General features: G+C 60.2%; 20 protein-coding genes. 7 read left to right on the top strand and 13 right to left on the bottom strand.

The features are described 5' to 3' along the window. Positions 1 to 251 precede the first annotated feature (251 nt). Positions 252 to 1,361 carry an acyltransferase family protein gene (locus AKG12_RS18815; protein ID WP_052820029.1) on the bottom strand — a complete coding sequence of 370 codons (1,110 nt, stop codon included), beginning with the start codon at positions 1,359 to 1,361 and terminating at the stop codon, positions 252 to 254. A 311-nt stretch (positions 1,362 to 1,672) separates the two neighbouring features. On the opposite strand from AKG12_RS18815, the gene AKG12_RS18810 reads away from it, so the two are divergent. The 4 genes from AKG12_RS18810 (at position 1,673) to AKG12_RS18795 (ending at position 6,256) form a co-directional block, all read left to right on the top strand. Beyond that, a complete protein-coding gene (locus tag AKG12_RS18810) occupies positions 1,673 to 1,909 on the top strand; it encodes an acyl carrier protein (protein WP_046800405.1) in 237 nt (78 codons plus the stop codon). Between the two features lie 279 nt (positions 1,910 to 2,188). Further along, entirely contained in the window at positions 2,189 to 2,713 is a 525-nt protein-coding gene (locus AKG12_RS18805; protein ID WP_052820028.1) for an RNA polymerase sigma factor, read from the top strand. Beyond that, positions 2,710 to 3,660, top strand: a complete 951-nt coding sequence (locus AKG12_RS18800; protein WP_052820027.1) for a FecR family protein — start codon at positions 2,710 to 2,712, stop codon at positions 3,658 to 3,660. The genes AKG12_RS18805 and AKG12_RS18800 overlap by 4 nt, the downstream gene beginning before the upstream one ends. 91 nt (positions 3,661 to 3,751) lie before the next feature. Then, positions 3,752 to 6,256 (top strand): TonB-dependent receptor, encoded by a 2,505-nt coding sequence (locus tag AKG12_RS18795; RefSeq protein ID WP_285277763.1) that lies wholly within the window; start codon positions 3,752 to 3,754, stop codon positions 6,254 to 6,256. Positions 6,257 to 6,315: 59 nt separating this feature from the next. Here the strand turns inward: AKG12_RS18795 and AKG12_RS18790 are convergent, their stop codons facing one another. The 6 genes from AKG12_RS18790 to kduI form a co-directional block, all read right to left on the bottom strand. After that, complete coding sequence (locus AKG12_RS18790) at positions 6,316 to 7,410, bottom strand: glycoside hydrolase family 88/105 protein (RefSeq protein ID WP_052820026.1); 1,095 nt, start codon at positions 7,408 to 7,410, stop codon at positions 6,316 to 6,318. 105 nt (positions 7,411 to 7,515) lie between these two features. Beyond that, complete coding sequence (locus AKG12_RS18785) at positions 7,516 to 8,394, bottom strand: amidohydrolase family protein (protein ID WP_052820025.1); 879 nt, start codon at positions 8,392 to 8,394, stop codon at positions 7,516 to 7,518. Next, on the bottom strand, positions 8,391 to 9,527 hold the full coding sequence (locus tag AKG12_RS18780; RefSeq protein WP_052820024.1) for a D-galactarolactone cycloisomerase: 1,137 nt from the start codon (positions 9,525 to 9,527) through the stop codon (positions 8,391 to 8,393). The genes AKG12_RS18785 and AKG12_RS18780 overlap by 4 nt, the downstream gene beginning before the upstream one ends. Positions 9,528 to 9,567: 40 nt before the next feature. Further along, positions 9,568 to 10,479 (bottom strand): 5-dehydro-4-deoxyglucarate dehydratase, encoded by a 912-nt coding sequence (kdgD, locus tag AKG12_RS18775; protein WP_052820088.1) that lies wholly within the window; start codon positions 10,477 to 10,479, stop codon positions 9,568 to 9,570. 114 nt (positions 10,480 to 10,593) lie between these two features. Then, positions 10,594 to 11,337, bottom strand: coding sequence for a 2-dehydro-3-deoxy-D-gluconate 5-dehydrogenase KduD (gene kduD, locus AKG12_RS18770; protein WP_052820023.1), 744 nt, complete (start codon positions 11,335 to 11,337; stop codon positions 10,594 to 10,596). Beyond that, the gene (gene kduI / locus AKG12_RS18765) at positions 11,334 to 12,158 is read right to left on the bottom strand and encodes a 5-dehydro-4-deoxy-D-glucuronate isomerase (RefSeq protein WP_052820022.1); all 825 of its coding nucleotides are present in this window, start codon (positions 12,156 to 12,158) and stop codon (positions 11,334 to 11,336) included. The genes kduD and kduI overlap by 4 nt, the downstream gene beginning before the upstream one ends. Before the next feature lie 137 nt (positions 12,159 to 12,295). On the opposite strand from kduI, the gene AKG12_RS18760 reads away from it, so the two are divergent. The 3 genes from AKG12_RS18760 (at position 12,296) to AKG12_RS18750 (ending at position 14,269) form a co-directional block, all read left to right on the top strand. After that, positions 12,296 to 13,093, top strand: a complete 798-nt coding sequence (locus tag AKG12_RS18760; protein ID WP_052820021.1) for an NAD-dependent epimerase/dehydratase family protein — start codon at positions 12,296 to 12,298, stop codon at positions 13,091 to 13,093. An 89-nt stretch (positions 13,094 to 13,182) separates the two neighbouring features. After that, positions 13,183 to 13,920: a FadR/GntR family transcriptional regulator gene (locus AKG12_RS18755; protein ID WP_046800397.1), complete on the top strand. Its 738-nt coding sequence runs from the start codon at positions 13,183 to 13,185 to the stop codon at positions 13,918 to 13,920. 31 nt (positions 13,921 to 13,951) lie between these two features. Continuing rightward, entirely contained in the window at positions 13,952 to 14,269 is a 318-nt protein-coding gene (locus AKG12_RS18750) for a cupin domain-containing protein (RefSeq protein WP_046800500.1), read from the top strand. Between the two features lie 8 nt (positions 14,270 to 14,277). Here AKG12_RS18750 and AKG12_RS18745 read toward each other — a convergent pair whose 3' ends face one another. From AKG12_RS18745 to AKG12_RS18720, 6 genes are all read right to left on the bottom strand, one after another. After that, a complete protein-coding gene (locus tag AKG12_RS18745) occupies positions 14,278 to 15,510 on the bottom strand; it encodes a M24 family metallopeptidase (RefSeq protein ID WP_052820020.1) in 1,233 nt (410 codons plus the stop codon). Positions 15,511 to 15,825: 315 nt separating this feature from the next. Beyond that, complete coding sequence (locus tag AKG12_RS18740) at positions 15,826 to 17,829, bottom strand: aldo/keto reductase (protein WP_052820087.1); 2,004 nt, start codon at positions 17,827 to 17,829, stop codon at positions 15,826 to 15,828. A 45-nt stretch (positions 17,830 to 17,874) separates the two neighbouring features. Next, positions 17,875 to 18,960: an ABC transporter ATP-binding protein gene (locus AKG12_RS18735; RefSeq protein WP_046800395.1), complete on the bottom strand. Its 1,086-nt coding sequence runs from the start codon at positions 18,958 to 18,960 to the stop codon at positions 17,875 to 17,877. Between the two features lie 10 nt (positions 18,961 to 18,970). Next, complete coding sequence (locus AKG12_RS18730) at positions 18,971 to 19,807, bottom strand: carbohydrate ABC transporter permease (protein ID WP_046800394.1); 837 nt, start codon at positions 19,805 to 19,807, stop codon at positions 18,971 to 18,973. Next, positions 19,804 to 20,664 carry a carbohydrate ABC transporter permease gene (locus AKG12_RS18725; protein ID WP_003523586.1) on the bottom strand — a complete coding sequence of 287 codons (861 nt, stop codon included), beginning with the start codon at positions 20,662 to 20,664 and terminating at the stop codon, positions 19,804 to 19,806. The genes AKG12_RS18730 and AKG12_RS18725 overlap by 4 nt, the downstream gene beginning before the upstream one ends. 509 nt (positions 20,665 to 21,173) lie before the next feature. Then, positions 21,174 to 22,445, bottom strand: a complete 1,272-nt coding sequence (locus tag AKG12_RS18720; protein WP_052820019.1) for an ABC transporter substrate-binding protein — start codon at positions 22,443 to 22,445, stop codon at positions 21,174 to 21,176. Positions 22,446 to 22,474 lie beyond the last annotated feature (29 nt).

The raw sequence follows: 22,474 nt of genomic DNA, 5'->3' as shown, positions 1-22,474 counted from the left end.
GCAACACGGGACGCTCCCCGTATGGAATTTGCAGCATCGGACATCGGGGAACCGCGACTGGCTTGCGGCAATGTCCGAACGGGGTTTCATATCGGCAAGTTTTGCGTCTGCGTGGAGGGTGGAGTATGACGTATGACTGGAGCGGCCGCAGGATGCGGCGCATGCGAGCGGCGAAACTGACGATCATCAGCCTCGTCGCGGCTTTCGTGCTGACGGCTCCGATCTTTGCCCATTACTGACGCCGTAGAAATTTAGCCTTTGATCAAACCGTCCGGCTGATTTCGGGCGGCTTTTTTCAGACGGTTCTTCAGCCATTTTTGAACGGGCTGATCATAATTCACCGTCAGCCACCATGACAGGCAGGTCGTCCCGACCAGGAAAGCGATGCCGGCCGGCAACGCCATGTTTGTCCCATCGACCGCGGGCATCAGAAGCTCCGTCCAGGCCAGAAGCGGAATATGCAGAACATACACCGCATAGGACGCCGTGCCCAAAAACACCGACACCAGTGCTGTCCTGCGACCCGGAACCGTCTGGCTTGCGACGAACAAAAGCAGCGGCCAGATGAGCAGCACGACCGTAAGATCGAAAAACGGCCGAAGCTCCCGCGTCATCGGCACGGCGAGGATGAAGCAGACCAGCAGAAGACAAAGAGCAGCCTGTACCGGCCGCAGCTGCGGCACGCGGTTACGGTAACGATAAATCAGCACGCCGACGAAAAACGAGAAAAATACCCGTCCCATGCCGGCATACATTTCATGCCAGCGAAAACCCGCATGCAGCCGGCCAAACTCAGCGGCGGCCACCATCAGCACAATGGCGCTGACGGCCAGCACCGCAGCCGTCTGTTTCGTCGTGGCCCGCACGCCCCAGCGGGCATAAAACGCATTCACCACCAGCTCATTGAACAGCGACCATGCCGGGCTGACGAGAAACAGCGCGCCGTTGAGGGTGAGCGTGAAGGGAGCGGGCAGAAAAAGAAGCCCCGTCACCAGAGCGAAAGCCAGCTCGCCGGGATCGATATGGCGATGGAGATCATCGATCGGCGTTGGCAGACCCAGCACATAAAGACAGATGAAATAGGCAGCCATCAGGGCCAGCCCCAACCCGTAAAGTGGATAAAGACGCGCAAAGCGCGCCTTCATGAAAAAACCGGGGGCAATCGACCCCTCGAGCAACTTCCTGCTATAGGCATGCGCCAGCACGAATCCGCTCAAGGCAAAGAACAGATCCACCGCAAGATAGCTCGACGCCGTGCTTTTTCCGAAAAGCTGCTCGGCGTGACGGTGAACGATGAAGAGGGCAGCCACACCCCTTATGCCGTCGAGCAATATGAAGCGTTCCGGGGACGATTGGACCATGGCATTGAGGCTCGGTGGGGCTGAACGATGTTATTCCACAAAAACGAGGTTTATCGCGCAACGGTTCATCGCTTCCAGTCACAAACTGTTTAACGCAGCATACATTGCGCAATATTATGAAACACGTCCCCTTGGCCGACACTCTTCCGCAGACGTTAAAGGCATGCTACGTCCGGATGTCATCGATGCTTTGCCCCTTTGACTTTGCGCATCACGCCCCGCGAAAACCGGCTTCGATTTTTGTGAGGGATGCTCTGGCGCAAATTCAGATCGGGCGGATCGGAGACAGGCAACTTTCGCGGAGTCCCATTATGTCCAGCATTGCAGACCGTATCAGAAAAATCATCGTGGACCAGCTTGGCGTAGATCCCGCCACGGTCGTCGATGACGCCAATTTTGCTGACGATCTCGGTGCTGATTCCCTCGAAGTCGTTCAGGTCGTCATGGAAATCGAAGAGGAATTCGGCGTGGAAATTCCCGATTCCGCCGCAAACACCATCCTGACCGTGGGTGACGCCATCCGCTTTATCGAAAAAAACAAGGCTTGATTTGAGGCTTGGTTTTGGGGCCCGCCCGGCAGCGGCGGGTTTACCCCCCGCTAACAGCGCCGCAACGGGTCGAGTTTCGACGCAGGCGGCGCGGCCTGTGCCAGACCGTGATATTCACCAGAGCGACGTCTAGAAATACGGCCGGGCGTCATCCTCCCGGCGTATCTTTCGCTGGGCGCAAAAGATATATGATAAAATTAGTCATGTTTATTGCCACGGGGTGATTTTTCACCTATGCAGCCCGGGATCGCTCAATCCTTCCGACCGGGAACCCGCCTCATGTGGAGCAAGCCCACGTCCCGCGCACTCATCGATGATGCCGTACAGCTCTATTATGAGGAACTGTGCAAGGCCATGACCCGGCGTGGACACACGACTGCCATTTCGCAGGAGATCGTTCACGATCTCTACGTGCGGCTGACCGGCAAACCCCGGCTCCCGGAAAATACCTCGCTCATCCGCGCCTTTCTGGTGCGCGCCTGCGCCAATCTCGGCATTGACCGGCGTCGCCGCGAACAGTTCGAGCGCAGGCTGTTTTCCGGCAGCATGGAAGAAGCGCTTATTGCCCCGCAGCCGGTCACCGATGCGGACAGCCTGGCCGACCGGGAACATCGCCTGAAAGTGCTGCGCCGCGCCGTCATGTCCATGTCGCTACAGCGCCGGCAGGTCTTTCTTGCCAGCAGCATCGGCAACCTGAATTCGGTCGATATCGCCGCGCGAAGCGGCATCAGCAAGAACATGGTCGATCGTCATCTGCGCAAGGCCTATCTGCATTGCCTGGAATGCCTGGAGGAAACGCTGTGACGGGATTGGCAAAAAGCGCCTCGACGTTGCGCGAAGAGGCCGTCGACTGGTTCCTGCGACGGCGGGAAAGCCCGGACGACCCCATGCTCGCCGCGCATTTCGACGCCTGGATCGCCGGGGATGAACGACATGCAAAGGCCTATGAGCGTGTCCGATGTCTTATGGGCGACGCCGGCGCCCTTCTGGCGGGTGATCAGGCGTTTCTGGCAAAGGCAACGCGCAGACGCGGCGGCGGCAAAGCCAAAGCGGCGGCGGCCACCATTGCCGGCGTCTCGCTGCTTTCCGCCTTTTACCTCGCCGACATGCCCATGCGTCTGCGTTCCGACCATATGTCCGGCACGGCGGAACGGCAGGTCGTCACCACTCCAGATGGCTCGACCATCACCCTGAACGCCCACTCCGCCATTGCACTCCGTTTCTCCAAAGAGGAGCGGCGCGTTGTGCTGCTGCGCGGGGAAATCTTCGTGGAAGTCGCTCCCGATGCGGCGAGGCCTTTTTCCGTCGAGGCGGCAGGCGGCGCGACCACCGCGCTCGGGACGGCCTTCGACGTCGATATGCGCAATGAAGCGACGAGCGTGACGGTGCTGGAACACAGCGTGCAGGTGGAAACGGGCAAGCAGGGCCAGAATGGCCGAGTTCATGAAAACCAGCGCGTCGATTATTCGCCCGACGGCCAGCTTGGCAGCATCGAAACCGTCGACCCCTCCTCCGTTGCCGCATGGCGCAACGGCCGCTTCATCTTCGAGGACAGGCCGCTTGCCGAAGTGGTGGAAACCTTCGAGCGTTATCTGCCCGGCCGCATCGTCGTGACGCGGCCGAGCCTGCGGCAAAAGCGGCTGTCGGGCAATTTCGACCTTTCCAACCCAAATGCCGCTCTTGCGGATCTGGCCGCCGCGCTTGAAATCGGCGTCGTCAAAGCCGGCCCTTATCTGACGGTTCTTTATTGAGTGAAATTTCTTCGCCGGGGGTGTCCTTAAAAAACGGGCCCATTCGTTCGTGGAGCAGAACAATATCTGCCGCCCCGGAGAGGTGCCCGAAATGACCAGACCACAACCCGCTTTTCGCCACAGGACACGCGCCCGCGCATCGTTGTTTTCGCTTTTGCTTGCCAGCGCGGCCGTGGCGGCTATTCCCGCACAGGTCTCCGCACAGCAAACCCAGAAGGTTGCGATCAACCTGCCCGCCGGCAACATGGCGACCGCGCTCAATCGTCTCGCCAGCCAGTCCGGCCTGCAGATGGTCTATGACGCCTCCGTTGCCAGGGGCCTGAAAAGCGCTTCCGTATCTGGAACCATGACGCCGGCCGAGGCGCTGGAGCGGCTGCTTTCGGGAACCGGCATTCGTTACCAGTTCATCGGCGAAAAAACCGTCCGTATGGAAATGGCCAACCGTTCCGCCACAGCCTCCGAGAGCGGTGAAAGCACCGTGCTTCAGCCAATTACGCTCAAGGGCGGACGCGTCTTCAACGGCGATGCCCCAAGCGTGGTCGAGATCGATCAGGCCGCCATCGAGGCCGCACAGTCCAACTCCCTGCCGCAACTTCTTCAGAAAACCCCGGGCGTCAGCTCCAGCGGCGGCGTGCGCTCGCAAGGGCAATCCACGTCCATTCGCGGCTTTGCCCGGCAGTCCGATGTGCGGCTGCTGCTGGATGGCGCACCGAAGAATTTCGAGCGTTACGACCAGGGCACCGTCTTCATTGACCCGGAACTGCTCAAGCGCGTGGAAATCCAGAAAGGCGCGACATCCGTCCGCTACGGCAATGGCGGTTTCGGCGGCACCGTCATCATGGAAAGCAAGACAGCTTCCGACATGCTGAAGCCGGGCCAGAGCTTCGGCGCATGGGGCAAGACCAGCTTCCAGTCGGCCAACAAGCAGAAGCTCGGATCGGCGGCGATTTACGGCAAATCCGATTTCGGCGGCCCCGTGACCTATGACGGGCTTGCCTCGGTGATCTGGCGCAAGAGCGACAATATGCGCGTCGGCGGCGGTCAGGTCTATGACGCTTCCAACGACAAGATCACCTCTTTCTCCGCCAATGCCGGTGCTGCCTATGACGGCCATGAGCTGCGCGCTTCGGTCATCTACGGCAAATCTGGCGATTACGGCCCGCTTGCCGCCAATCGCGGTGATCTCGGCCTGACGGCCTATTCCATCAAGACCTATGGTTATGATCTGGCGCGGCTGAGGGCACTGGCCTGGCGTGACATGGAGGATTTTTCCTCAACGCTGAAATATTCCTATGACGGCGACAGCGACCTTGTGAATTTCAAGGCGATGGCGAGCTTTTCCGCCACCAGCCTCGACATGACCCGTCCGGCCATTCCGGGTTTCGTTCCGACAGGCTCGCTGGGCGGCATGCAGGACGACACGAAATATACCGACTTCAAGCTTGAGGCGGAAAACACGTCCAATTTCGAGCTCGGCGGCGTGTCCCACGTCGCCAACTACGGTGTGCAATATATGCGCCACGAGCGGGACTCGTGGATGTACGACATCGCCAACCGCACCAGCGCCCAATATAATTACGGTCGTTATGCCTCATGGATCAAACCGGAAGGCAAGCAGGAAACCATCGCCGCCTTCTTCCGCGACGAGATCAGCCTGACCGACACGTTCAAGGTGACGCCGGGCATCAGGTTCGACCATATCCGCTCGCAAGGCGTGCCCAATGCCGCGCCGCGCTACAACACGCCGGCCGCCGGTCACGATTATTCGGCCGTGTCCCACAGCGGCGCGACGCCGGCTCTCAGCATGCGCTGGGAAGCGGTGCCGGGCACCACCTTCTTTGCCGACTGGGCCTATGCCATGCGCGCGCCCGTCATCGACGAACTCTATTCAAGCCAGAGTTTCGCAACCACGGCGTCGGGAACCTCCCGTAACTTGAAGGTGGAGCGCAATAACAACTTCAATCTGGGTGTTTCCCAGCGTTTCGATGACGTGTTCCAGAACGGCGACAGCCTGACGGCCTCGATCGGCGGCTTTTATAACAACGTTACCAATCCCATCACCCGGCGGTTCGGCAGCGCCAACCTTGCCCGCGTCAAGAATGTGCCCTTCTACTGGAACACACCGTCCTACAAGATTTACGGCCTCGATTTCTCGGCAAGTTACGATTCCGACTACGTCTTCGGCAATCTCGGCCTCTCCTGGATGAACGGTTCCCGCAACGGCGCGATCAACGACGTCTATGGTCCCGATACCTATATGAATGACCTGTCGCCGCTGACCGCCAACCTTCAACTGGGTTACAAGCTGCCGGACTGGGATCTGGCGCTGAGCTGGAACGGGCAGTTCGTGGCCCATCAGGAGCGCACGCCCGTCAATCAGGGCACGGGCTCTTTTTATGCCCGGCCGGAAAGCCTTGGTTACGCCGTGCATGGCATCGCTCTCGACTGGACACCGAAGGAAGGCATGATGGCCGGGCTGGAAGTGCATGCCGCAGTCGAAAACCTGTTCGACAAATATTACTTCCCTTATCTCAGCGATGGCATCGCTGCCCAGCCGGGCCGCAATTTCAAGCTGTCGATCAGCCGCAAATTCTGATCCCCATAAGAGGCGGAAACCAAAGGGGCGGAAACCGTTTCCGCCCCCTCGCCCGTTTTTCAGTCCACAAGCAGACTTTCGGCGTAGGCCATCATCAGCGGCCCGACGCCTTTGGCGTCATCGGAGACAACCGGCTCGGTCAGGTAATAGTTCGGGGTGCCATCACGATAATTGCCCTCGAAGCCGCCAAGGCCCGCGACATGGACGATGCCGGCAAGGTGGGCGACACCCTCCTCGTCAGCCTTGAGCCGCGTCTCCAGCAACGCATCAAGCGCGCGACGGCCAGCCGCGCGGGCAACATCCGCCTCTTTACCTGATAGAAGCCGCAGCCGGCTCGCCCGCAGCAAGGCATAGGCGAACATAGCGGAGGCGGAGGTTTCCTCGTAATTGCCGGCAAGGGCCGGATTATCGAGCACCTGCATCCACAAACCGTTTCGCGTCTGCCGTGCAACAAGTCCGGTCAGAAGCAGACGCGTCTTTTCCCGAAGCTCCGCCGTCCTGTCATCATCCGGCAGGATGACCAGCGCATCCACCAGCGCCATGGCAAGCCAGCCCACCGCACGCGCCCAGATGGCCGGCGATTTGCCGCTTGCGGGATCGGCCCAGCGCTGGTCGCGGCTTTCATCATAACCATGGACGTAAAGTCCGCCGGCATCGGCCGTCAGCGCAAGCGCGGTTGTGAATTGCCGAAGCGCATCATCGATCAGTTCGGTGCGGCCAGTTGCCTGCGCATATTCAATCTGGAAAGGCAGCCCCATATAGAGCCCATCCAGCCAGACCTGATGCGGGTAACGCTTCTTGTGCCAATAATTGCCCGCCTTGATGCGCGGATGGCTGCGGAGCTGGCCTGCCAGATGTTCTGCGGCAGCCAGATAACGCGCCTCACCCGTTTCCGCCGCCAGCGGAAAGAGGACGCGCCCGGCGAGAACATGATCGATATTATATTCTTCCGGCGCGTAACCGGCGAGCATTCCATCGGCCGATATCTGCGCATCAGCCAGACGATGAAGATGCTCGCTCCAGCGCCGGTCACCGCTCGCCTGAAACAGAAGCTGCAGCCCCCGATAGATACATCCATCCTCGTAACACCAGCTACCACCCTTGTAGTGCCGGTATCGTTTCGAGAATTGGTCAAAATAATCAGTGGCTTTCATAAGTTTTCTCAACAAATTTCCATGGCGCACCGGGCCGGCATACGAAAAACCTTTCACTCAGGAAGGGACGGTGAAGCATCCCCGCCCAATCGTCCCCGACCGAAATTATGCCGCAGCGAATGGCGATAGCTTGAACAGGACTTCAGGATTATCCACCAGTGCACGTTGGCGCGCAGCCTCATCCGGCAGCCAGCCAAGAACCAGTTCTGCAAGCCTTGCATCATCGGGATAGGCTGAGGTTTCCCTGATGGAATTATGTGGCCAGTTGGTGCCCCAGACGATGCGTTCCGGCGCATGGGCCGCAATCACCCGTGAAAAGGCGGCGACGTCCTCATAGGGCCAGCTCTCACGCGAACTTTCGTAAACGCCGGCAAACTTGAACCAGAGATTGCCGCGATCGATGAGTTTTAGAAGTGCTGCCATTTCCGGGCCATCGGTTTTGATGCCCTTGAAGAACTTGCCATGGTGATCAAACACCCAGCGCGAGCGGATTTTCTGAAGGCGCGGCAGGTGATCGAGCAGCGTATTGCCATCAAACTGCACCGCCACCATCCAGTCCGCCGCCTGCGCGCGCTCATCCACCACTTCCAGTTCGGACAGGTTCACCGCACCACCCGGCAGGTCCATGATGCGCGCCCCGACGGTACCGGCAGCGGTGAGGATTTCCATGTCCTTTTCCGTGGTGCTCGCATCAATGATGACAACCGCGCGGGCCGCCTCGCCGATTTCAGCAACGCAGGCAAGCGTATTGGCATTGTCACGCTGATGGGCATTGCCCTGGGTGATGATGACCCGGTCGATGCCGAGCCATTGCATCAGCTTGCGATAGTCGGCGGGACCGGGAAGCGAGCCCGGCGGCAGGCCCGGCCCGCCCGGCAAGGCGGGGTAGCCGGGCAGATAGAGATGCATCTGCGTATCGACGGCGCCTCTTGGAAAAGCAGGCTTCGGCGCTTCACCCGTCAGCTGGCGTTCAAGCTCACTCATGCGTCCGGCATCCTGAATTCGGTAAGGGCATCCCGGTTGATTTCTATGCCGAGACCCGGACCATCGGGAATGGCGACTACACCATTGACCGCCTCGATCGGCTTGCTCAGCACGGCCTGCCGGAACGGATTATGCGTGCGGTCGAATTCCATAATCGGTTCGATTGGGTTGACGCGCACCGGATCGGGCGTCATCGCCGCCATGAATTGCAGGGCGGCGGCAATCTGCACACCGGTGCCCCATACATGCGGCACGATGCGCACGCCATGCAGCGTGGCGAGCGTGGCGATCTTCTGCGTTTCGGAAAAACCGCCGCAGCCGCAGAGATCGGGCTGGAGAATATCCACGGCACCGGCGGAAAGCGCCTGCCACATGCCATATCGCCCGTGCCAAGTCTCGCCACCTGCAACCGGGATCGGCTGACCGGCCCGCACGCGGGCATAGGCATCGAGCTGTTCGGGAACCACCGGTTCCTCGAACCAGTCGATGCCATATTCGGCAGCGCGGTTGCCGAGCATGATGGCTTCGGTGACGGTATAACCGTGATTGGCGTCGATCATCAGCCGCATATCCGGCCCGATCGCCTCGCGCACGGCGGCGATGACCCGGAGGTCTTCTTCGATGCCGAAGCCGATCTTGATCTTGCAGGCATGAAAGCCTTCCGCCCGCCGCTCGGCCATCTCCGAGGCATTGTCGGAAACGCGGTCGACACCATCACGCTTGAAGCTGCCGGTGGCATAGGCGCGCACGCTTTCGCGCCAGCGCCCGCCAAGCAGCATCGAGATGGAAGCACCGTAGTGTTTGCCCTTGATATCCCAGAGCGCGATATCGATGCCGGACAAAGCGGTGAGGCTGAGGCCGCGCTGGCCCTGATCGCGCAGGGCATTATAAAGCACGGCCCACAGCTTTTCGGTCTGGCGCGGGTCCTGGCCGATGAGCCAGCCGGCATAAGCCTGAACCACGGCGGCGTTCGGTCTGGCCGGGCCGAGGCATTCGCCCCAGCCGACCGTTCCGTCATCGCATTCGATCTCCACCAGAATATGGGCGCGGCGGTCGAAGCGCATGGAAGCGCTTTCAAACGGCGTGTCCAGCCGGTGTTCGAGCAGATGCGTGCGCACCGCAGTGATTTTCATGGCTCGCCTCCCGTTATGCCGTGATCAGGCCCCCGTGTGATCAGGCTTTACGCTTGTGCGTGCCGATCAGGGCTTCGAGCATGCCGATTTCCTCATTGGTCAGGTCCTTCAGCGGCGCACGCACCGGACCGGCATTGAAGCCCTGCAGGCGAACACCAGCCTTGACGGCGGAGACGGCATAACCCTTGGCGCGGTTGCGGATGGCCATGAACGGATAGAAGAAATCCGTCAGGATGCGTTCGCAGGTGGCGCGTTCGCCGGCACGCAGCGCCGCATAGAACTCATTGGCAAGGCCGGGAACGAAGTTGAAGACCGCCGAGGAATAGGTGGTGAAACCGGCGCCGAGATAGGCTTCGGCAAACAGTTCCGCCGTCGGCATGCCGCCGAGATACATCAGGCGGTCGCCCATCTTGGCGGTGATCTGGCGCACGAGACCGATATCGCCGGTGCCATCCTTGAAACCGACAAGGTTCGGGCACTCGTCGCAGAGACGCGCCAGCGTATCGGCCTGCAGCACGGAATTGTCGCGGTTATAAACCATGACGCCGATGCCGACCGACTGACAAACCTTCTTGATGTGGGCATAGAGCCCTTCCTGCGGCGCATCGATAAGGTAATGCGGCAGAAGCAGAATGCCATCGGCACCGACCTTTTCCACCGAGCGGGCAATGTCGACGGCGATCTCGGTGCCGTAACCGCAGCCGGAAACGATGGCGGTTTCGCCGGCCACTTCCTTGGCGGCGGAAACGATGGTGGGGATTTCATCCGGCTTCAGCGAGAAGAATTCGCCCGTGCCGCCGGCGGCAAACAGCACCGGGGCTTTATAACCGGCGAGCCATTCGACATGCTCCCTGTAGCTATCGGCCGCAAAACGACCCTCGGCATCAAAATGGGTGACCGGGAAGGACAAAAGACCGGAGCCGAGCGCCGTCTTGATTTGTTCAGGGTTCATCATCGAAATTCCTCTGCAAGTTCACTGACTGAAAGCCACCTAAGCCGCTTGCCGCATCTTTGTCAACAACTCATCATACATCTTGTATGATGAATTTCGAAAATCTGTCACAGATTATCGCGCCAGCCAGCCACCATCGACATTGAGAATGGCGCCATGCACGTAATCCGCCGCCGGCGACGCCAGAAATACCGCCGCGCCGGCAATATCCTGCGAGTGCCCCCAGCGGCCTGCCGGAATGCGCTCGAGAATGGCCTTGTTGCGGGCGGCATCCGCACGCAACGCCTCGGTATTGTTGGTTTCGATATAACCGGGTGCAATGGCATTCACATTGATGCCCTTGGCGGCCCACTCATTGGCCAGAAGCTTGGTTAGACCAGCCACGCCGTGTTTCGCCGCCGTATAGGACGGCACGCGAATGCCACCCTGAAACGACAGGAGCGAGGCGATATTGACCACCTTGCCGGAGCGGCCTTTCGCCAGCAGCTCTTTTGCGAAAGCCTGCGTGGTGAAAAACAGCGCCTTCAGATTGACGTCCATCACCTCATCCCAGTCGAGTTCGGAAAACTCGACGGAATCGGCGCGGCGGATGATGCCGGCATTGTTGACGAGAATATCGAAACCGGCGTCAGCAAAACTGTCCTTCGCCGCCAGCGGATCGGCAAAATCGATGAGCAGCGCACTCGCATTGCCGCCATCCTTTGCGATGAGATCAAGGGTTTCATCCGGCGCGCGACGGGCGGCGCAGACCACCTCTGCGCCAGCGGCGGCGAGACCCACCGCAATCGCCTGGCCAAGACCGGTATTTGCGCCTGTCACAAGCGCCTTGCGCCCTTCAAGCGAAAAGGGGTTTCTCATTTCAGATCCCCCGGCTGAATGAAGTCCATGTCGGTATAATCGACATTGTCGCCCGCCATGGCCCAGATGAAGGTGTAAGAGCCGATACCGGCGCCCGAATGGATGGACCAGGGCGGCGAAATGGCGCCTTCCTCATTGGAAATGAACAGATGGCGGGTTTCCTGCGGCTCACCCATCAGATGCAGCACACGCGACTTTTCATCCATGCCGAAATAGAGATAGGCCTCCATGCGGCGGTCATGAATATGCGAGGGAATGGTGTTCCAGACCGAGCCGTCCTCCAGCATCGTATAACCCAGCACCAGCTGGCAGCTTTCCATGACCAACGGATGAATGAACTGGTTGATGGTGCGCTTGTTGGAGGTTTCCGTCGCGCCCAGCTTGACTTCCTTGCTATTGGCAAGCGTGACGAGCTTGGCCGGCAGGCTGCGATGCGCCGGGCAGGAGGTGATGTAGAATCGGCCAGCGCCATCAAAGGTGACAGCACCGCTACCGGCACCGAGATAAAGCACATCGCCGCGATTAAGCGTGTAGGTCTGCCCGCCCGCGCTGACGGTGCCGCTCTCGCCGATATTGACGATGCCCATTTCGCGCCGATCGAGGAAGGACGGCGTCTTGGTTTCCTCCACCTTGTCCAGCGTCAGCGCCGCGCCATTTGGCACCGCACCGCCCATGACGAACCGGTCATAGTGTGTATAGATCAGCCTGATTTCACCGGAACGGAACATGTCGTTGGCGAGGAAATGCCGGCGGAGCCCTTCGGTATCCAGCGTCTTTGCATATTCCGGGTTCACGGCCTGCCTTGTTTCGACGGTCAACATCAAACTCATCCTTCATGATTGTTGCGTATGGCACATAATATATGTTATCCGCTTTTTGTACGATCTGTATGACAAGGTCAAGAGGCGCCGCCATATCTCGACCGCGTTGCAGACGGCAAAGCTCAGGGAGAATGGCAATGAAACGGCTTCTTGTTACCGGTGCGGCGGGCCAGCTTGGCCGCGTCATGCGTGAGCGCCTCGCACCCATGGCCGAGCTATTGCGTCTTGCCGATCTCTCCCCGCTCGATCCGGCAGGGCCGAACGAGGAATGTGTGCAATGCGACCTTGCCGATGCGGATGCCGTGAATGCGATGGTTGCCGGTTGCGACGGTATCGTTCATCTGGGCGGCATATCGGTGGAAAAGCCCTTCGAGCAGATCCTTCAGGGCAATATCATCGGGCTTTATAATCTTTACGAGGCCGCCCGCGCCCACGGCCAGCCGCGGATCGTCTTTGCCAGTTCCAACCATACGATCGGTTTTTACCCGCAAACCGAGCGGCTCGGCCCCGACGTTCCCGTGCGGCCGGATGGACTTTACGGCGTCTCCAAATGTTTCGGTGAAAACCTCGCCCGCATGTATTTCGATAAATTCGGGCAGGAGACGGCGCTGGTGCGCATCGGCTCCTGCACGCCGGTGCCCAACAATTACCGCATGCTGTCCACCTGGTTTTCCCACGACGATTTCGTGTCGCTGATCGAGGCGGTGTTTCGCGCACCCGTTCTCGGCTGCCCGGTCGTCTGGGGCGCGTCGGCCAATGATGCGGGCTGGTGGGACAATTCGCATCTCGGCTTTCTGGGCTGGAAGCCGAAGGACAATGCCGAGGCCTTCCGGAAGCATATAGCCGAGACGACCCCGCCGCCGGACCCGAAGGATGCGTTGGTGCGGTTTCAGGGCGGCACGTTTGTCGACAAGCCGATCTTCAAGCAGAGCTGAGTGATCAGCGGGATTGCAAGCCGGGCCGCGAATAACGTATCGAGGACTTCCGGAAGCAACCCCGCATCCTTTTTAGAACGGCGACACAGATGACAAAAGCGACAACCTCCGAACCGGCAGCTCCGCAAGCCAAGACGCTTGTGGTGAAGGTTTCGGAGGAACTCCGCAGCCAGATCGCCAAGGGCCGCTACAAGACGGGCGACCGCCTGCCATCGGAAGCGCAGCTGACGCAGGAATTTGGGGTGAGCCGCACCGTGGTGCGCGAGGCCATCGCCTCGCTGCGCTCCGACGGTCTGGTCGAGCCGCGTCAGGGCGCCGGCGTCTTCGTGCTGGAGCCCGCACCCGTCGAGCGGCGGCCGTTTCACAATATCGATCTCGCCCGGGTTTCCTCGCTGATTGAAATGCTGGAACTGCGCACCGCCGTGGAGGGCGATGCCGCCGGTCTTGCCGCCATTCGCCGCTCGCCGGCGCAGGAAGAAAAGATCATCGAGGCCTTCGATGCCTTCCGCGCCAGCGCCGCCAGGGGCATTCCGACAGCCGAGGCCGACTTCGCCTTTCATCTTGCCGTGGCCGAAGCGACCAACAATCCCCGTTTCAGCGAGTTTCTGCAGGTGCTCGGCCCGACAGTCATTCCGCGCCGCGCCGTGGCCGATAATGGCGCAGAAACCGTGCTTTCACCCGCCGATCTCAGCCGTCTCGTCGGCGAGCATGAAGCGATCCTGATCGCCATACAGGATGGCAACGAGGATGCGGCGCGCAGCGCCATGCGCAACCACCTGAAAAGCAGCCAGACGCGTTATCGCGCCATGCTGCGTGCGCCGCGCTGAAAATCAATATTGCAAGACAGAGGAGAACGACATGCAGCAGCTTCCCAAATTCCCCACCGTTTCACCCGATGACGGCGTGGAACGCACCGTGCTTTCCGAAGCGCCCGAGCTGATGGTCGTGTCATTCCGGTTCAAGACCGGCGCAGAAGGCAAGCTGCACAGCCACCCGCATGTGCAGTCCACCTATGTCGCCAGCGGCAGTTTTCGCTTTTACCGCGACGGTGACGCCTATGACCTGCAGAAAGGCGACAGCCTTGTCGTTCCCGGCCATATCGAACATGGCTGCCTGTGTCTGGAAGAGGGCGAGCTGATCGACTGCTTCACCCCGCGTCGCGACGACTTTCTCTGAGCCGGCGCTTAGTTCACGGATAAATCCCTGAGAGGGCGTGGCAGGTTGTTCATGCACTCCGCACCTGATGATGTGACGAGGAACTGATCCTCGATCATCAACGCCCCCAGCCCTTCGCCATAGAATGGCGCTTCAAGTGCGACCACCATGCCGGGAAGGATGATTTCCGGATTGCCATGGGAAAAGAACGGCCATTCCTCGATACCGACCCCGCCGCCGACGGAATGGCCGAAATGACCGCGATAATATTCGCTGAAGCCGCCCTTGCGCATCGAAGCCAGCATGGCGGCGTGCACCGCGCCGAATGTATTGCCGGGGCGGAGCGCTTCCAGTCCACAGGCGAAGGCTGCCTCCAGCGCCCTGAAAATATCGGCAGCAAGAGCCGAGACCGGCCCCCATGCGAAGGTTCTTGCGCCATCCGACGAATAACCGTCTACCAGCGTGCCGACATCGGCCTTGATCAGTGCGCCCGGCGTGACCGCCGCCGCCATATCCGACAGGGCCGGACCGACGGAAATATAGTCCCAATGCCCGCTCAGCGAAAAACCGGATTTTGCGGCATGTGCCTGCGCGCCGGATTTCCAGGCGGCGGAGAGTTGACCAAGCGCTACTCCCGGTCGAACGGCGGCTGCCATCTCGACCAACCCTGCCTCGGCAGCGGCTGCCGCCTGCTTCAGAAGTTTGATCTCGCGTTCGGATTTCACCGCCCTCAGACGTTTCAGCACCGTCGAACCATCAATCCAGTTCACGTCGGGCAGCGCCTGCCGCAGCGCTGAAAAATCGGCGGCGGGCATGAATTCAAGGTCCGCACCAATGCGCGCCGCAGACAGCCCGCGCTCCCGCAGCAGATCGGAGAGTAGGCCGAAACAGGCGGCACGATCGAATGTCTCCGGCCGCGGCCCACCAGAATTGTTGCGGCGATAGGCATCATCCACCTGCGTGGCGGTTTCCACATCCGAAAGATCGACCATATCGATCCAGATGCGATGACAGCGCAGATCGACATCAGGCGCCGCCTTCCCGACGAGCGGAGCGGCATGATCACTGACGACGGCGGCAATCCCCGCCCCGGCATCGGCCGGCACCAGCGCGATTGCCGAACCCGCCCTGCCCCACATGGTCGCCACGCCGGCATGCGCACCGACGGCATAACGAAAGGCTTCGGGCTGGAACAGCACCAGCGCATCAATCTCCGCCTCCCGCATCAGCTGCTGCGCACGGCTTCGGTCGATATCGCTCATGGGAACCCCGGTGATTGTTTGGCGGCAGGTTTGTGAACCTACGCTTTAGCAGTCACCGGGAGAGGAAAGAAGGTGGAAGATGACATCTCCATCCTGAGATTCGTCAGTTGGAGCGAGCGGATGCCCCTTGTTTCTTCTCCCCGCCGGGGAGAAGTCCGCGGCAGCGGGATGAGGGGGCGAGCTCTCCGAAATTCGGCAACGTTACCCCCTCATCCGACCCTTCGGGCCACCTTCTCCCCCTCGGGGAGAAGAAATATGCCGCAACGCCTTGCCCTATCCGAACGAGCGGCGGATAAATCCGCCGCTCGTTGTCTTTCAAGCCTCCAGCCACTTCACCTGCTCACCGGTCAGCACGATATCCAGCGCCGAAAGGCTGTCCTCCAGCTCGGCGATGGTGCGCGGTCCGATCAGCGGGATGACCGGGAAAGGCTGCGCGATGACATAAGCGAGCGCGATGTGGATCGGGTGGCGGCCCAGTTTTTGCGCAAGCTCGATTGCCCGGTCGCGGCGCACGAAATTGCGATCTGAATACCAGACGCGGACGATTTCCTCATCGTCATGCTTGTCGCGCCCTGCCCTGTCCGTGAAAAATCCGCGCCCCTGGCTGGACCAGGCAAAATTGGGAATCTGGCGGGATTGCAGCCATGCCTTCCACTCATCGTCAGATGCCGCAACGCAGCCCGCCCAGATGGGATCAAGCATTTCGGCGAGCGAGAAGTTGTTGGAAAGCGCGCCGGGCGCCTGTTTGCCGTTCTTCTGCGCATAGGCGGCGGCCTCGTCCATGCGCTCGCGCGTCCAGTTGGAGCCACCGAAAATGCCGCGAATGCGACCGCGCCGGACTTCGGCATCCATGGCATCGACAAATTCGCCGACCGGAATGTCCAGATTATCGCGATGCATGAAATAGGCATCGACATAATCCGTCTTCAGCCGCTCAAGCGACTGATCGAGCTGCTTTGCGATCATGTCAGGATAGCAGAGCGGCGAATGCGCACCCTTGCCGATCAGCACGATCTCCTCACGCGGCACCTTGCGGCTGGTGTGCCAGTCGCCGAAGATCGCCTCGGTCCTGCCTGCGCCATAGACATAGGCCGTATCGAAGAGATTGCCGCCCGCCTCATAGAAGGCATCCAGTGTCAGCGATGCGGAGGCGAAATTGGGGAAGAATTCGAAACCGAGCGCGACCACGGAAGCGGGTTTGGCAAGGCCCGGAATCTGCCGCTTCGGCACTGCGTTTCCGGCCACGACCTTGCCGCCGGTAATATTGGCAACGCGCGACGTTGCTTTTTCGACGCTGTATTCCAGCCCGACGGAAGCGCGCCATTGATCCATGACACGAAGATTGCCGAGGCTGTCGGCCCAGGCCATGCCGGGTGCATCAAATTCCTTTTTACCCTGCCGTATCGCTTCGCCCGCCGCATCGACCTCGAAGGAATAAAGCCAGCGATCCTCCGGCAATTCGATGGTTTCGACCTTGTCACCCCTGACGATATCAATCCGCCCGGTGCCGCCCTTGTGGCCGGCAGCAAACCAGAAATCCTTGACCTCGATGCGCCCTTCCGAGCCGATGATGCGCAGCACATTATCCTGCGCCGCCATGATCGAGCATGAGACTTCGGCGACGATGCCGTTTGAGAATTTAAGCACGGCGGAGGCCCATTCATCGACGCCCGACTGGCCGAGATGGGCGGCGCCCGCCACCTTTTCCGGCTCGGCAAAGGGTTTTCCGTCCACGGCGCCGGCGATCATCCGCACCATGGAAACCGGATAACCGCCGACATCCAGAATGCCGCCGCCCGCCATTTCATTGGCGAAAAGCCGGTGATCGGCCCGGAACGAGCCCATGTTGAAACCGAAGCTGGAGCGGATGATGCGGATATCGCCAACCGCACGGCTCTTGACCAGTTCCAGCAATTTCGCCGTCTGCGGGTGCAGGCGATACATATAGGCTTCGCCCGCGAAGACGCCGGCCTTTTTCGCCTCGTGGAAAATGGCGTCGGCATCATAGGCGGAAAGCGCGATGGGCTTTTCCACCAGTACGTTTTTACCTGCCCGGATCGCCTTGATCGCCCATTCGGCATGGCCGGTATGGGGTGTGGCGACATAGACGGCATCGATATCGGGATCGGCCAGCAGCGCGTCGTACCCATGGATGATGCGCGCACCGGGGAAGGCCTCCGCAAGGCCGGGCTTGTCCGGGTTGCGGGTGGCGATGGCCTCTAACCTGCCGGTGCGGGAATGGGCTATGCCATCAGCAAAAGTCCTGGCGATGGTGCCCGGGCCGATGATGCCCCAGCGGATCGGTTGTTCGGTCGTCATGAAATCCTCGTCCTTCATATCAGTCTTGGGTGCTTGGGAAAGGGTTCAGCGCAGGCGTTCGCCCTTGCTGTCGAAAAGAAAGGCCTTGCGGGCGGAAAGGCCGACCGTCAGCCGGTCGCGATTGCCGACATCGCGCGATTCCGGCCGTTCGATGATCAGCTGCTCGCCGCCTTCGGTTCGGGCATAGACATAGCTGGTATTGCCGAGATGCTCGGCGACATCGACATGAACGGTGAGATCGGCATCACCTTGCCCCGCATCGCAAAAATGTTCTGGCCGGATGCCAAGCGAGACCCTGGTGCCGTCGTTCAAACGGTGTCTTATCGGCAGGTTGAGCCGCACCGCCGGATCGCTGTCGAGCGCGAGCGTAACGTTCTCCGCACCGCTGCCGATGATGGTAGCGTCGAGAAAATTCATCTTCGGCGAACCGACGAAACCGGCGACAAAACGATTGGCGGGGTCGTCATAGAGATCGAGCGGCGCTCCGACCTGTTCGATATTGCCCGCCCGCAGCACCACGATCTTGTCGGCCAGCGTCATCGCCTCGGTCTGGTCGTGGGTCACATAGATCATCGTCGTGCCCAGCTGCTTGTGCAGCCGCGAGATTTCCACGCGCATCTGCACCCGCAGTTCCGCATCGAGGTTCGACAAAGGCTCATCGAACAGGAAGACCTGCGGTTCGCGCACGATGGCGCGGCCGATGGCGACACGCTGCCGCTGGCCGCCGGAAAGCTGTTTCGGCCGGCGCTCCATCAGCTCGTTGATCTGCAGGATTTCGGCGGCGCGGTTGACACGCTTTTGCGTATCGGCCTTCGGGTTGCCATTCATTCTAAGGCCGAAGGACAGGTTTTCGGCCACCGTCATATGCGGATAAAGCGCATAGGACTGGAATACCATGGCGATGCCGCGGTCTGCCGGATCGGCATCGTTGACCGTCCTGCCGCCGATGCTGACATCGCCATCCGATATGTCTTCCAGCCCGGCGATCATGCGCAGCAACGTGGACTTGCCGCAACCGGAGGGGCCGACGAAGACGACGAACTCACCATCGGCAATATCGAGGTCGGCGCCATGGATGACTTCGAGCGCGCCATAACGCTTGACGACGTTCTTGAGCGAAAGTTCCGCCATGCGGCCTCCCTTACTTGACTGCCCCGGCGGAAATGCCGGCGATGAAATGACGTTGCAGAGCCACGAAAACCACGAGGATGGGCGCTGTGAGCAGCACCGCGCCGGCCATGATGCCGCCCCATGACACTTTGGTGAGCCCGATGAGGGTGCCAAGCGCCACGGGTGCGGTCATCATTCCTGGGCGGGAATTGATGAGAAGCGGCCAGAGATAATTGTTCCACGAGGCCAGGAAGAGAATGATCGACAGCGCCGCCATGGTGGGACGCGCCAATGGCAAAGCGATGCGCAGGAAGATTTGCCACTCCTTGACGCCCTCCACCCGTGCCGCATCGAAAAGCTCGGTCGGCATCATCGAGAAGGATTGCCGCATGAACAGCACGCCGAGCGAGTTGAACAGCGGCGGCACGATCAGGGCCACCCAGGTATTGGCGAGCTTGAATTCACGCGCCACCATGATGAATTGCGGAATGACGACGACCGCGAAAGGCAGGGTTATTGTGCCGAGAATGATGGCGATCACCACGCCGCGCCCGGCAAAACGATAACGCGCCAGCGCCCAGCCCGCCATCGACGTCAGGAACACCGAAAGCACCGTGTAGATGACGGCGACGGTGATCGAGATGAACATGGCCCTGAGGAAGTTAGTGTCCGCCTGCAGGTTGTTGAAATTCTCGACGAAGTTGGTGGAGGGCACCAGCACGATATCGGGGCTGAAAATGCCGTAATCCGGCATGGTCGAAAACACGAACATCATCCACAGCGGAAACAGCCAGATGATGGCGAGCGGTGTCAGCGCCGCGTGCAGCGCGATCTTCTGCCAGAAAAGCGATCTCGATTTCGATCTCATTTCGGCTCCCTCCCGACCCAGAGATTGAGGAGTGAAATGGCGATGGCGAGCGCCGCCATGGTGTAGGCAATGGCCGAGGCGTAACCGAAATTGAGCGAAGTAAAGCCCTGCCGGTAAAGGAACAGCCCCAGCGTTTCCGTGCCGCCGCCCGGCCCGCCCCTGTTGGTGATGAGGAAGGGTTCGGCAAAAAGCTGCATGGTGCCGATGACCGACAGGACAACGCAGAACAGGATGATGGGTTTAAGCAACGGCAGGGTGATATAAAAGAACTGCTGGCGCTTGCTGACCTTGTCCAGCGTCGCCGCTTCATAGACATCGCCGGGGATCGATTGCAGCCCGGCCAGAATGATGATGGCGTTATAACCCGCCCAGCGCCAGGTCACCGCGATGATGACGAGCGCCATGGCCGCATTGGCATTGTCGAACCACGAGATGGGCGAAAGGCCAACTGATGTGATGAGCTTGTTGATGATGCCGAAATCGGCGCTGAACATCAGCCGGAACACCGCCGCATAGGCCACCTCGCCGACAACGACAGGCGCAAAAAAGGCAAAACGATAAAGCGGCCGCGCCTTCAATAGCGGCGAGTTCAGCAGCACCGCCATGACGGTGGCAAGCGCGATCATCACGGGCACCTGAATGACCAGAATGATCAGCGTATTATAAAGCGCGTTATAAAAGGCCGGATCGGAAACGAGCCGCCCCCAGTTCATGGAGGGCGCAAACCGCCACGGGTTTATGCGCGTATTCTGGAACGACAGCATGAACGAGCTGATGATCGGCCAGACCCAGAAGGTGGCGAAAATCAGGAGATAGGGCGCAAGGAACGCATAAGCGATCCTGTTCCTGGACGGCATGACGACCTCCATGTGCCGGACGATGGCCGGATAAATGGAAAAGCTTCAGAAAGAGCGCGCCCCTATGAGGGGAATGCCTTTGCAAAACGGCGCGGCCTATTTCTTCTCCCCGAGGGGGAGAAGGTGGCCCGAAGGGTCGGATGAGGGGGCTAGCTCTCGATTTATCACTAACGTCGCCCCCTCATCCCGCTGCCGCGGACTTCTCCCCCTCGGGGAGAAGAAACTTGTGGCACCCGCTCGGCCCTAACCGCTGGCTTACTCCGCGACGGGCAGCCCCGTCGCCGTTTCGATCTGCTTTGCGGCAAGCCCGGCCCCGGTTCTGGGGAAGTGCCGTCGCAAAACGGTGCGGCATATTTCTTCTCCCCAAGGGGGAGAAGGTGGCCCGAAGGGTCGGATGAGGGGGAAACGTTGCCGAATATCGCTACCCTCGCCCCCTCATCCCGCTGCCGCGGACTTCTCCCCCTCGGGGAGAAGAAACTTGTGGCACCCGCTCGGCCCTAACCGCCGGCTTACTGCGCCACCGGCAGCCCCGTCGCCGTTTCGATCTGCTTGGCCGCATCATCGAGCGCCGCTTTCGCATCGGGATAACCGCCCGCGAAATATTTCGTCTGCGTCGCCTTGTAGATCGCATCCGCATCCGACTGGAACGCCGTGCCGCGGCTCGGCACGATCTTCGGCAGGGTGGCGAGAATATCGGTCCACACCGCCTGCCCGCCCCAATATGGCTGCTTTTCCTTGACGAAAGGATCGTCGATGGCGGACAGCAGTGAGGGGACGAGACCGAAGGATTTCAGCATCGTCACCTGCCCTTCATTGGTGGTGAGCGCGTAATCGATATATTTCCACGCGGCTTCCTTGCGCTCGGATGTCGAGCTGATCGCCAGCGAAGAGCCGCCGAGATTGGCCGCATGCGGACCATCCGGCGTCAGGCTCGGCATCAGATACACGCCCCATTTGCCTGAAAGATCGGGAGAGCCGGAACGCACCGTGCCTTCATACCAGGCGCCATACATCTGGCTTGCGGCCTTGCCGGCCGTATTGGCCTGGATTTTTTCATCCCAGATCGCCGCCGTGATGATGCCCGCATCCTTCATTTCCTTGACCTTTTCAAGGGTCGCGACGCAGGCAGGCTTGTTGATGGTGATGTTCTGGCCATCGGTCGAAAAGTAACCGCATCCCTGCTCATTGGCGATCATGCGGAACCATTCGCTGTCGCCGTTGAAATCGGCCTGCGCCATGACGGTGCCGGGATTGGCGGCCATGACCTTCTTGCCGGCAGCAATGAAATCATCCCAGCTCTTGATGGTGGCCGGGTCGACACCTGCCTTCTCATAGAAGTCGCGGCGATAAAAAACCGCTACAGGGCCGGAGTCCCACGGAACCGCATAGGCGACGCCGTCAACCTCCAGCTCCGTGCGTTTGAAATCCGGGAAAAGCGCCTGTTTCTCAGGCGTGTAGCCAAGCTCGGTCAGATTGGCGAAACAATCGGGAAAGCGGCTCCAGAACAGTTCCGCCTCGAAATTCTCGATGGTGACGATATCCGGAAGACCATCGCCACCGGCTGCGCAGGCGGCCAGCGTCTTGTCAAAAACCTGATTGTTTCCAAGGTCTTCAACGACGATCTTGATATCCGGATTCTGCTTGTTGAAGCCCTCTATCGTGGATTTCAGCGCAGAAGCCGCGACATTCCAGCTCCAGATGGTGACGGTTTCGGTTTGCGCGAAAGCCGGGGCTGCGAGAAGCAGCATGGCCGTAGACGCGCCAAGAAATTTCAAGCACATTGAAAACCTCCCTTTTTCAATTGCCGTTC

Origin of the sequence: Agrobacterium sp. SUL3 (genome assembly GCF_001263295.1) — a bacterium.
Classification (GTDB): domain Bacteria; phylum Pseudomonadota; class Alphaproteobacteria; order Rhizobiales; family Rhizobiaceae; genus Agrobacterium; species Agrobacterium tomkonis.
This window is presented reverse-complemented; position numbering and strand designations above follow the sequence as displayed.